The sequence below is a fragment of the Actinophytocola sp. genome (genome assembly GCF_035712165.1).
Lineage (GTDB): Bacteria > Actinomycetota > Actinomycetes > Mycobacteriales > Pseudonocardiaceae > DASYTH01.
In genome coordinates, this window is record NZ_DASTBH010000210.1 from 1 (window position 1) to 11,069 (window position 11,069).

The 11,069-nt window shown below is 72.3% G+C and carries 9 protein-coding genes; 6 read left to right on the top strand and 3 right to left on the bottom strand.

Annotation, left to right across the window (positions count from 1 at the left end; translation table 11 throughout):
• The first annotated feature begins 1 nt into the window (after position 1).
• Genes boxB through VFO68_RS11900 form a run of 4 tightly spaced genes read left to right on the top strand, consistent with a single transcriptional unit; the run spans position 2 to position 4,246 of the window.
• A complete protein-coding gene (gene boxB / locus VFO68_RS11885) occupies positions 2-1,423 on the top strand; it encodes a benzoyl-CoA 2,3-epoxidase subunit BoxB (RefSeq protein ID WP_325158290.1) in 1,422 nt (473 codons plus the stop codon).
• A gap of 7 nt (positions 1,424-1,430) precedes the next feature.
• A complete protein-coding gene (locus VFO68_RS11890; RefSeq protein WP_325158291.1) occupies positions 1,431-2,999 on the top strand; it encodes a benzoate-CoA ligase family protein in 1,569 nt (522 codons plus the stop codon).
• On the top strand, positions 2,999-3,856 hold the full coding sequence (locus VFO68_RS11895) for an amidohydrolase family protein (protein WP_325158292.1): 858 nt from the start codon (positions 2,999-3,001) through the stop codon (positions 3,854-3,856). Before VFO68_RS11890 ends, VFO68_RS11895 begins: the two co-directional genes overlap by 1 nt.
• 45 nt (positions 3,857-3,901) lie before the next feature.
• Entirely contained in the window at positions 3,902-4,246 is a 345-nt protein-coding gene (locus VFO68_RS11900; protein ID WP_325158293.1) for an ankyrin repeat domain-containing protein, read from the top strand.
• Positions 4,247-4,260: 14 nt separating this feature from the next.
• On the opposite strand, the gene VFO68_RS11905 is transcribed toward VFO68_RS11900, so the two are convergent.
• Positions 4,261-5,097 carry a PaaX family transcriptional regulator C-terminal domain-containing protein gene (locus VFO68_RS11905; RefSeq protein ID WP_325158294.1) on the bottom strand — a complete coding sequence of 279 codons (837 nt, stop codon included), beginning with the start codon at positions 5,095-5,097 and terminating at the stop codon, positions 4,261-4,263.
• Between the two features lie 116 nt (positions 5,098-5,213).
• Between VFO68_RS11905 and VFO68_RS11910 the strand changes: the two genes are divergently transcribed.
• Both VFO68_RS11910 and VFO68_RS11915 read left to right on the top strand, forming a co-directional pair.
• Complete coding sequence (locus VFO68_RS11910; RefSeq protein ID WP_325158295.1) at positions 5,214-5,909, top strand: response regulator transcription factor; 696 nt, start codon at positions 5,214-5,216, stop codon at positions 5,907-5,909.
• Complete coding sequence (locus VFO68_RS11915; protein WP_325158296.1) at positions 5,906-7,351, top strand: HAMP domain-containing sensor histidine kinase; 1,446 nt, start codon at positions 5,906-5,908, stop codon at positions 7,349-7,351. The genes VFO68_RS11910 and VFO68_RS11915 overlap by 4 nt, the downstream gene beginning before the upstream one ends.
• Here VFO68_RS11915 and VFO68_RS11920 read toward each other — a convergent pair.
• Both VFO68_RS11920 and VFO68_RS11925 read right to left on the bottom strand, forming a co-directional pair.
• Positions 7,286-8,602 (bottom strand): M1 family metallopeptidase, encoded by a 1,317-nt coding sequence (locus VFO68_RS11920; RefSeq protein ID WP_325158297.1) that lies wholly within the window; start codon positions 8,600-8,602, stop codon positions 7,286-7,288. The two genes, VFO68_RS11915 and VFO68_RS11920, sit on opposite strands and share 66 nt — an antisense overlap.
• The coding region (locus VFO68_RS11925; protein WP_325158298.1) for a Pls/PosA family non-ribosomal peptide synthetase at positions 8,569-11,069 on the bottom strand (2,501 nt) is incomplete at its 5' end. The genes VFO68_RS11925 and VFO68_RS11920, both read right to left, overlap by 34 nt.

The window sequence follows — 11,069 nt, forward strand, 5'->3', positions numbered from 1 at the left end:
TATGACGACTTCGATCAACTACGACGACAAGATCCCGAACAACGTCGACCTTGCGTCGAACCGCAAGCTGCAGCGCGCGCTGGAGGGCTGGCAGCCGAAGTTCATGAACTGGTGGGGCGAGATGGGTCCGACGCTGGACACGCACGGCGTCTACCTGCGTACCGCGGTCAGCGTCGGCCGGGACGGCTGGGCCCACTTCGACCACGTCAACGTGCCGGACTACCGCTGGGGGATCTTCCTCGCCGAGCGCGACCCGGACCGGATGATCGCCTTCGGCGAGCACCGGGGCGAACCGGTGTGGCAGCAGGTGCCCGGCGAGTACCGGGCCGACCTGCAGCGCCTGATCGTCATCCAGGGCGACACCGAGCCGGCCTCGGTGGAGCAGCAGCGGTTGCTCGGGCTGACCGCGCCCAGCCTCTACGACCTGCGCAACCTGTTCCAGGTCAACGTGGAGGAGGGCCGGCACCTGTGGGCGATGGTCTACCTGCTGCACGCCTACTTCGGCCGGGAGGGCCGAGAGGAGGCCGAGGCGCTGCTGCTGCGCAACTCCGGCAGCCCGGACTCGCCACGCATCCTCGGCGCGTTCAACGAGGAGACCGCGGACTGGCTGGCGTTCTTCATGTTCACCTACTTCACCGACCGGGACGGCAAGTACCAGCTCGGCACGCTCAAGGAGAGCGCCTTCGACCCGCTGTCGCGGACCTGCGAGTTCATGCTCAAGGAGGAGGCGCACCACATGTTCGTCGGCACCACCGGTGTCGACCGGGTGGTGGAGCGCAGCGCGGCGCTGGTCCGCGAGCACGACACCATGGACATCGCCGCACACGGCGGCATCCCGCTGGACATCCTGCAGAAGTACCTGAACTTCCACTACACCGTGTCGCTGGACCTGTTCGGCAGTGAGACGTCGACCAACGCGGCCAACTACTACACCGCCGGGCTGAAAGGGCGCTGGCAGGAGACCCGGCGCCGCGACGACCACCGGCTCACCGAGGACAGCGTGCGGCTCGACCGGCCGGCCGGCGACGGAACCTGGGACTGCGAGGAGCTTTCCGCGCTGCTCGCGCTCAACCTCGACCTGCGCGGCGAGTACATCGCCGACTGCGAGACCGGGGTGAAGCGGTGGAACCGGATCCTCGCCGACCATGGCGTGGACTTCCGGCTGGCGCTGCCGCATCCGGGGTTCAACCGCAGGGTTGGCGTAAGCTCCGGGTTCCACATCACCCCGGACGGCACCATCGTGGACGAGCAGACCTGGGCCGCCGGTCGCGACCGGTGGCTGCCGACGAGCACCGACCTGGCCTTCGTGCGCTCGTTGATGCGGCCGGTGTACGAGCGCGGCAAGATCGCGAGCTGGCTCGCCCCACCGCGCAACGGAATCAACGGAAAGCCGTTCGACTTCGAGTACGTCTACCTGAGCTGAGGGCGCCATGGAGATCTTCAACGCGGCGGACTTCCTGGTCGACCGGCACGTGCGGGCCGGCGACGGCAACCGCCCGGCGGTGCTGACCGCGCACCGGACGCTGACCTACGCCGAGCTCGCCGAGGAGGTGCACCGCGTCGCCGCCGGGTTCGCCGCGCTCGGGGTGCGCCCGGAGGAGCGGGTCGTGTTCTGCATGGCCGACAGCGTCGAACTGCTGTCCGGAATCCTGGCCGCGATGCATCTCGGCGCGGTGCCGGTTCCGGTGTCCACCATGGTCACCGGCGACGAACTGGCGACGATGGTGGTGGACGCCCGAGCGCGGGTGTTGTGCACCTCCGTGGAGTTCGCCGCAGCCGCGTCCACGGCGCTGGCCGCGGCGCCGGAGGTGGTCCACGTGGTGCTGGACGGCGAGGCCGATCTGGGTGTCCCGGGGGTCTCCTGGGCCGAGCTGCGCTCGGGCGGCCAGCGCGCCGAGGGTTACCCGACCTGGCCCGACTCGCCGGCCCTGTGGCTCTACACCTCCGGCACCACCGGCAAGCCCAAGGGGGCGATGCACCGGCACGCGAGCATCCGCGACGTGGCGCGCTGCTACGGCTCCGGCGTGCTCGGGGTCGCGCCGGACGACCGCTGCCTGTCCGTGCCGAAGCTGTTCTTCGCCTACGGCTTGGGAAACTCCTGCTTCTTCCCGCTCGCGGCGGGCGCGGCGGCGATCCTGATGCGCGGCCGGCCCACCCCGCAGGGAGTGGCCGAGCGGGTCCGCGCCGACGCCCCGACGCTGTTCTTCGCGGTGCCCACGTTCTACGCCGCGCTGCTGAACAGCGACATCCCGGACGACACGTTCGGCTCGGTGCGCCAAGGGGTTTCGGCCGGCGAGCCGCTGCCGGCGGTGGTGTGCTCCCGGTTCGCCGAGCGGTTCGGCGTCGAACTGCTCGACGGGCTCGGCTCCACCGAGGCGTTGCACATCTTCCTGTCCAACCGGCCCGGCCAGGTGCGCCCCGGGTCGTCCGGCACCCCGGTGCCCGGCTACGACGTGGAGATCCGCGACGAGAACGGCGCCGCGGTCCAGGACACCGGCAAACCGGGCGAGCTGTACCTGCGCGGCCCGTCGATCGCCACCGGGTACTGGTGCCGCACCGAGACCACCCAGCGGATGTTCCTGGGCGAATGGCTGCGCACCGGGGACAGCTACGTGCGCAACGAGGACGGCACCTACACCTGTCTCGGCCGGTACAACGACATGCTGAAGGCGGGCGGTATCTGGGTGTCGCCGGCCGAGGTGGAGCAGCGCCTGCTGGAGCACCCGGCGGTCGCCGAGGCGGCCGTGGTCGCCGCGCCGGACGAGGTCGGGCTGGACAAGCCGGTGGCCTGCGTGGTGCCGGTGGCCGGCACGGAGGTCGACGCCGACGCGCTGATCCAGTGGTGCCGGGACGGGTTGGCGGCGTTCAAACGGCCCCGCGCGGTGGTCGCGTTCGACGAGCTGCCCAAGACGGCCACGGGCAAGATCCGGCGCAACGTGTTGCGGGACCTGGTGCACGACTCGATCGGACCCGGCCAGCCGGCCGCGGAGCTGGTCTGATGACCGGTGCCGACCCGCTCGTCGACGCCCACGTGCACGCGGCCCGGCTGACCACGCTGAAGCCCTCGTGGTCCGGCTGGGCCGAGCGGTTCTCCGGTGCGCACGACTGGCAGTCCGCCTACGACGCGGCCGGTGACCCGGTGCCGGAGCGGCTGGACGCGCTGTTCGAGGCCGAGGGTGTCGACCGCGCGCTGCTGTTCTGCGAGTACAGCCCGCGGGCCACCGGGATCCAGCGCATCGAGGACAACCTGCCGATCGTCGAGTACAACCCGGTGCGGTTCCGGTTGGTGGCCAACGTCAACCCGCACCTGCACCATCCGGTCGCGTCCGAGGTGGAGCGTCAGCTCGACCTCGGCGCGGTGGCGCTCAAGCTGCACCCCGTGCACGCCGGGTTCCGCCCGGACGACCGGGAGCTGTATCCGGCCTACCAGGTGTGCCGGGAGCGCGGCGTGCCGGTGATCATCCACTCGGGCACCTCCACGTTTCCCGGCGCCCGGGCCAGGTTCGGCCATCCGGACCTGATGCTGGACGTGCTGGAGGACTTCCCGGACGTCGACGTGGTGCTCGCGCACGGCGGCCGGGGCGGCTGGTACGACAGCGCGGCCTTCCTGGCCATGTCCCGGGACAACGTGTGGATCGACCTGGCCGGCCTGCCGCCGCGCAAGCTTCCCGAGTACTACGCCCGGTTCGACCTCACCCGGCTCGCCACCAAATGGATCTTCGGCACCGACTGGCCCGGCGTGCCCGGCCCGGCCCGCAACGCCGCCGCCCTCGCCGACCTCGGCCTTCCCGCCGATGTGCTCCGGGCCGTCCGCTCCGGCAACGCGGCCAAGGTGTTTCCCGGCCTGGCTGTCTAGACTGTCCATTTGGAAGGATCGGCGGTCGAGTGAGCAGGTCAACACATGCAGGAACTCAGCCCCGCCCACCAGACGGTGGAGATGGCGGATCTGGAAGCCCTTCGTGACCTCCTGGACGCCGGGGTGGACATTCACGAGGAACACGGGGGACTGACGCTGCTCCACCACGCGATCGACGTGGAGATCGACGGTCACGTTCAGACGGGGTTGCCGCTTCATGTCGACGTGACCGCCTATCTGCTGGCCCGGGGGGCGGATCCGCGGCGCCGTTCCGACCGGGGCACCGGTGTTTCCGCTGAGCACCTGGCCCGTGTGAGCCGACATTGGCTCGCGACGTGCCTGATCGAGGAATGGCTCCGCGGTCACCCCGAAGTCGCGCCCGGTGACTGAGCCGGTGCGGCTGGTCAGCCCGCCAGCTCGGCCCAGCGTTGTTGGGCGATCTCGCGCCAGCGGGTGTGCCGGTCGTTGAAGAGGTCGGTGGCGGTGGCGCCGATCCATTGCGGGGGAAGGAGTTCGGCGGGCAGTTGCGGGTCGAGGAAGGGGAACCGGCGCCATTCGTGGACCAGCCGGGTCTGCGCCCGGAACACGTCGTCGCGGCTGCGCGGGCGGGTGGCCCGGAACTCCTCGATGAACTGCCGGTAGCGCTCGGCCACCGCACCCAGGTCCCAGGCGGCGGCCACCATCTCCGGCTCCTCGCCCAGCGCGCCGTAACCGGCCACGAACGACATGGCCTGCCCGGAGAGCGCGAGCTCGTCGAGAATGACCTTGGCGTCCGCTTCGGCCTCGGTCCGGGAGGTGATCCACACGCCGGGCGCGGGGGAGCCGAAACCGGCCCAGCTCAGCCGGGTGCGCAGCTTGTGCCGCAGATCGCGGTGCGCCTCCGGCACCGTCACCAGGACGATCAGCCAGCGGTTGTCCCAGTTGCGTTCACCGCTGCCGAACCCGTAGATCCGCTCGGCGCCCTCGGCCAGCAGCCGCCGGCCGGGCCCGGTCAGGCTCCACCGAACCCGCCGGCCGAACCGGTCGGAGCGCAGCCAGCCCTCGGCGGCGATGCGGGCCAGGGCCTGCCGGGCCGACTTCTCCTCGACGTCGAACATGCCCAGCGCGTCGACCAGCGCGGCGGTCCAGGCCGGCTCGTCACGCGGCAGCACGAACTCGCCGAGAATGGTCATCAGCAGCGAGCGGGCGCTGCCGCCGGCGATCTCCCGGCGACGGTGTAGTTTCGGGCGCGGCTCGGACACCGGCCTATTGTGCTACAAAACGTTTGATTATCGCCAAGTCGATGTAGATATGCGTAAGCTGTCGCCGAGCTGTCGGTTTGCTGTCCGGATCACATCCGTGCCGGAGGATGGTCGCCATGGGCAGGGACAACCGCGTTCGGCTGTTGGTGGTGGACGATGAGCCGCACATCGCCGATCTGGTCGCGACCGTGGCCAGGTACGAGGGCTGGGACGCCCTGACGGCCGGAACCGGGACCGAGGCGATCGGCCGGGCGGCGACGTTCGTGCCGGACATCGTCGTGCTGGATCTGATGCTGCCCGACATGGACGGGTTCGCGGTGCTCGACCGCTTGCGGGAGCACGGAAACACGGTGCCGGTGGTGTTCCTCACCGCCCGGGACGGCACCGCGGACCGGATCGCCGGGTTGACCCGGGGCGGCGACGACTACCTGGTCAAGCCGTTCGCGGTGGAGGAGTTGATGGCGCGGATGCGCGCGGTGCTGCGGCGCAGCGGCCGGACCCGGCGCACACCGGCACTGCGGGTCGGTGACCTCACCCTGAACGAGGACACCCGGGAGGTGCGCCGGGGCGACGACCTGGTGACGCTCACCCCCACCGAGTACGAGTTGCTGCGCTACCTGATGCGCCGCTCGCCCACCGTGCTCGCCAAGGCGCAGATCCTCGATCACGTGTGGCAGTACGACTTCGGCGGCCGGTCCAACGTGGTGGAGCTGGCCGTGTCGCACCTGCGCCGCAAGGTCGACGCCGGCCGGGATCCGCTGATCCACACCGTGCGGGGGGTGGGCTACGTGGTCCGGCTGACGACCCGGTGAACTCTCGGCTGCGGCTGGTCACCCGGCTCGCCCTCGGCCTCGCGGCCCTGGCGCTGGTGGTGTTCGCGGTGGTCGGCACGGTGCTGGTCACCACCATGCACAGCTACCTGGCGCAGCGGCTGGACGAGCAGCTCGCCTCGACTCAGAAGGACCAGATCGGGCGGCTGCTTGCCCGGCGCGGCCCGCCCCGCGCGCCGTATGCCTGGTACTCGGCGGTTTTCCAGGTCCGCGACGGAACCGCCGAGCCGGAACCGGGCGGTTCACTACCGTCTACAGTGGACCCACTGACGGCGGTGGCCCGGGATGCCGGCGGCGGCGACGTGTTTCGCACCGTCTACATCCACGGCGAGGGCAACTTCCGGGTCCGGGCCTGTCCGGTGCGCCCGGGCGAGGTGCTGGTCAGCGCGGCGCCGCAGGGGGACCTCGACCGCACCGTGCGGCGGCTGGTGTTCGAACTGGGCGCGGCGTTCGTGCTGGCCCTCGCGGTCCTGGTGTTCGTCGGCCGGTTGGTGCTGCGCAAGGGACTGCGGCCGCTCAGCGACATGGCGGCGACCGCGCGGAACATCACCGGGCACGACCTGACCCGTTCGGCCGACCTGCCGGTGCGGGTGTCCGGCAGCGGTGGGGGAGTGGAGGTGGAGGAGTTGCGCACCGCGTTCAACCGGATGCTCGAGCACATCGACGCCTCGCTGGCCGCCCGCACCTCCGCCGACGAGCGGCTGCGCCGGTTCGTCGCGGACGCCTCGCACGAACTGCGCACACCGCTCACCTCGATCCGCGGCTACGCCGAGTTGTTCCGGTACGCCGCGGCCAACGAGCCGGCCGAGCGGGACGCGCACCTGGCCCGGATCCGGGCCGAGACCGCGCGGATGAGCGTGCTGGTCGACGACCTGCTGTTGCTGGCGCGCCTGGACTCGCCGGACATGGAGACGCCGCTTCGGTTGTCCGGCACCGATCTCGCCGAACTGGCCGGGCAGGCGGCCGAGGCGTTCCGGGTGGCTCAGCCGGCCCATCCGCTCACCGTGGACATCGCCGAGGAGCCGCTGCCGCTGCGGGCCGATCCGGTCCGGCTGCGTCAGGTGATCGACAACCTGCTGACCAACGCCGCCGCGCACACCCCGCCCGGCACCCAGGTGACCCTGACCGCCCGCCGCGCGGACGGCGCGGTGGAACTCGCGATCACCGACACCGGCCCCGGCATCCCACCCGAGCACCAGACCCGCGTCTTCGACCGCTTCTACCGCGTAGACGACTCCCGCACCCGCGCCAACGGCGGCAGCGGCCTCGGCCTCGCCGTGGTCCACCTCCTGGTAACCGCTCACGGCGGCACCGTCACCCTGGAAAGCCGACCGGGAAGGACGGTTTTCACGGTGCGGCTACCGAGCGACCGCGCGGGGCAGGCGGGGGAGGGGGGCCTGGCGGAGCCAGGACTCGAACAGTGAGTCCAGCGGGGTGGCGGTGTGGCGCTGGGCGAGGGTGGTGAAATCTTCGGTGCGGACGGTGCCGTGCCGGTAGCTGCCGGCCCAGTCGCGGAGCAGGGCGAAGAAGGCGCGGTCGCCGATGGTGGTGCGCAGGGCGTGCAGGGTGAGGGCGCCGCGCTGGTACACCCGGTCGTCGAACAGTTGCGGGACACCGGGGTCGGCCAGGACGAGATCGTGCGGTTGGCGGGAAAGCGCGGCCCAGGAGCGCTGCGCGAGCGAATGGGCCGATGCCGCGCCGGAAACCTCGGACCAGAGCCATTCCGCGTACTGCGCGAAGCCCTCGTTGAGCCAGATGTGCCGCCAGTCGGCCACGGTCAGGCTGTTGCCGAACCACTGGTGCGCCAACTCGTGCGCCACCAGGTGCTCCGCCCCCCGCCGACCATCCACATGGTTGGCGCCGAACGTGGACAGCCCCAACGCCTCCACCGGTAACTCGAGGTCCTCGTCCACCACGACCACGGAGTACCGGGCGAACGGGTACGCGCCGAACAGTTGCTCGAAGGTGGCCATCATCTCGTTCTGCCGGGCGAAGTCGTGGCTCGCGTCCGCCACCAGCCGGGCCGGCACCGCCGCGATCTGGGGCACCGCGCCGCCGACCAACTCCATCAGGTCATAACGTCCGATGTGGACGGACGCGAGGTAGGTGGACATCGGCTCGGCCTGCTCGTATACCCAGGTCGTCGTGCTGGCCCCGGTCTTGCGCGCCACCAGGACCCCGTTGGCCAGCACCGTGTACGGCGACGCGGTGCTCACCGAGATCCGGTAGCCGGCCTTGTCCGCCACGTCGTCGTTGCACGGAAACCAGCTGGGCGCCCCGAACGGCTGGCTGGCCACCAGCGCGCCGTCGGTGAGCCGGTCCCAGCCGATCTCGCCCCAGTAGCTGCGGACCGGTTGCGGTGTGCCGACATAGCGCACCTCGACGGTGAACTCCGCGCCGGCCGCGACCGGTCGGGCCGGGCGCACCCGCAGCCGGCCGGCCCGGTGGGTGTATCGCGCCGGGCGCCCGGCCACGCTCACCCGGTCGATCCGGAACGCCCCGAGGTCCAGGACGAGTTCGGGCAGCACCGCCCCGGCCACTGCCGAGATCGTCGCCCGCCCGGCCAACCGCGCGGTGTTCGGCCGGTAGTCCAGGTCCAGGTCGTAATGGGTGACCCGGTAGCCGCGCTGACCGGCCACGCTCAGCGCCAGGCGGTGATCGGGTTGCCCAGCCACCGGGTGTCCGCCGGCACGGTCTCGCCGCGGGTCACCAGCGACGCCGGGCCGACCGTGGTGCGGGCGCCGAGTTGCGCGCCGGGCAGCACGATCCCGTGCGGACCGAGGGTGGCGCCCGCGCCCAGCCGCACCTCGTCCATCCGCATGATCCGGTCGTGGAACAGGTGGGTCTGCACGACGCAGCCGCGGTTCACGGTCGCGCCCGGTCCGAGGTGGATCAGATCGGCCTCCGGCATCCAGTAAGTCTCGCACCACACGCCGCGGCCCACCCGAGCGCCGAGCCCGCGCAGCCACAGGCCGAGCAGCGGGGTGCCGCTGATCGCACCGAGCAGCCACGGCGCGGCCAGCACCTCGACGAAGTTGTCGGCCAGCTCGTTGCGCCAGACGAACCCACTCCACAGTGGATGCTCGGTGACCCGGAACCGGCCGAGCAGCAACCACTTCGCCGCGATCGACACCACGGCCGCGAGCGTCCCGGCGGCCAGCAGCACCAACCCGCCGAGCATCAGCGCGCGCACCGGCCCCAACGCGGCCAGCGCGGCCATGGTGAGCACGGCCAGCGCGACGGTGCCCATCACCGGCACGATCCGGCACAGCTCCACCGCCGCCCGCGCGATCCGGAGCCTCCTTGGCGGACTGAACGTGCGGCTCGCCTCGGCCCCCTCGGCCGTTCTGGGCAGCTTCATCGGCGGCATGCCCAGGTAGGAACTGCCGGCCTTGGCGTGCTTCGGCGCCGCCGACAGCACGCCGACCAGGCCGCGCTTGGGCACCGCCCGGCCCGCAGCGGTCATCCCGGAGTTGCCGAGGAAGGCGCGCTTGCCGACCCGGGCCTCGGCGATCCGCAGCCACCCGCCGCCCAGTTCGTAGGAGGCGATCATCGTGTCGTCGGCGAGGAACGCGCCGTCGCCGACGGTGGTCATGCTGGGCAGCGCGAGCACTGTGGACGCCTCCACGCCCCGGCCGATCCGCATGCCGAGCGCGCGCAGCCATACCGGGGTGAGCAGGCTCGCGTACAGCGGGAACAGCGCCACCCGGGCCATGCTCATCAGCCGCTCGGTGGTCCAGGCCTGCCAGGCGATCCGCCCGTGCACGGCGTGCTGGCCGGCCCGCAGCCCGATCCCGAGCGCCCGCACCAGAACCAGCACCAGCAGCGCGTAGCTCGCCAGGAACGCGACCGTGGCCAGCGGCACGGCGAGCAGCGCGGCGCCGAGCGCCCCGGACAGGTCGGCCTCGCCCCGCAGGAACGCGGCGACGATCAGCAGCGCGGGAACCGTGGCCAACGCCGGCAACAGCATGAGCAGCGCCGAGGTCATGCCGTAGCCCAGCGTCCACCGCCAGGTCCGGCGCGGCCGGCCGGCCGGATGGCGCCGGGCGGCCCGGCCGGTGCGCGTCGCGGGCACGCCGGCCCAGCGCTCGCCGGCCGGCACGGCGCCCGTGACGCCGGATCCGGGGGCGATCTCGGCCCGCCTGCCGATCCGGGCGCCGGGCAGCAGCGTGCTGCGCGCGCCGACCGTCGCCTCGGCGCCGATCCGGATCGTCCCGATGTGCAGCCGGTCGCCGTCGAGCCAGTGCCCGGACAGGTCGACCTCCGGTTCGACGGCGCTGCCCCGGCCCAGCCTGAGCATGCCGGTGACCGGCGGCATCGAGTGCAGGTCCACGTCCGGCCCGATCCGCACGCCCAGCGCCCTGGCGTAGCCGGTCAGCCAGCCGCCGGCCAGGCCGGTGGCGCCGGACATCTCGGCCAGCCGCTCGGCCGCCCACAGTCGCAGGTGGACACTCCCGCCGCGCGGATAGCTGCCCGGCGCAACGCCGCGCAGCAGCAGCCGCGCGCCGCCCGCGGCGATCGCGATCCGGCCCGGCGGGCTGATCAGCAGCACCGCCCCCAGCCCGATCCACCACCAGGACACCGCCGGCGCCCAGGGCACGGAAAGCAGGTTGGTGATCGCCGCCAGCACCACCACCCAGCGCGCCGCGACCAGGGTGAACAGCGGCAGCAGCAACAGCGTCTGGACCAGCCCGGCCCGCCGGGGGGTGGGCGCGACCGGACGGCTCGTGGTGCGCGCCGTCGCCGACTCGTCCAACAGCGTTGCCAGCGCGGCGACCGTGGGCCGCTGGTAGACGTCGCGGACCGCCACCTGCGGGTACTCGGCGCGGATCAGCGAGACCAGCCGGGCGGCGGCCAGGCTGCCGCCGCCGCTGGCGAAGAAGTCGGCGTCCGGACCGGCCGGGGCGCTGCCCAGCACCTCGGCCCATCGCTGGGCGAGCCACGCCGCGGTACCGCGCAGCGCCGAACCCGGCTCGTCCACCGTGGACAGCGGCCAGGGCAGGGCGGCGCGGTCCACCTTGCCGGAGGTCCGCGTCGGCAGCGTGGCCACCTCGGCCAGCAGCGGCACCAGCGCTGCCGGCAGCGCGCGTGTCAGCCGGTCCCGGGCCGCGGCGGCGTCGAACGGCCCGTCCGCGACGACGT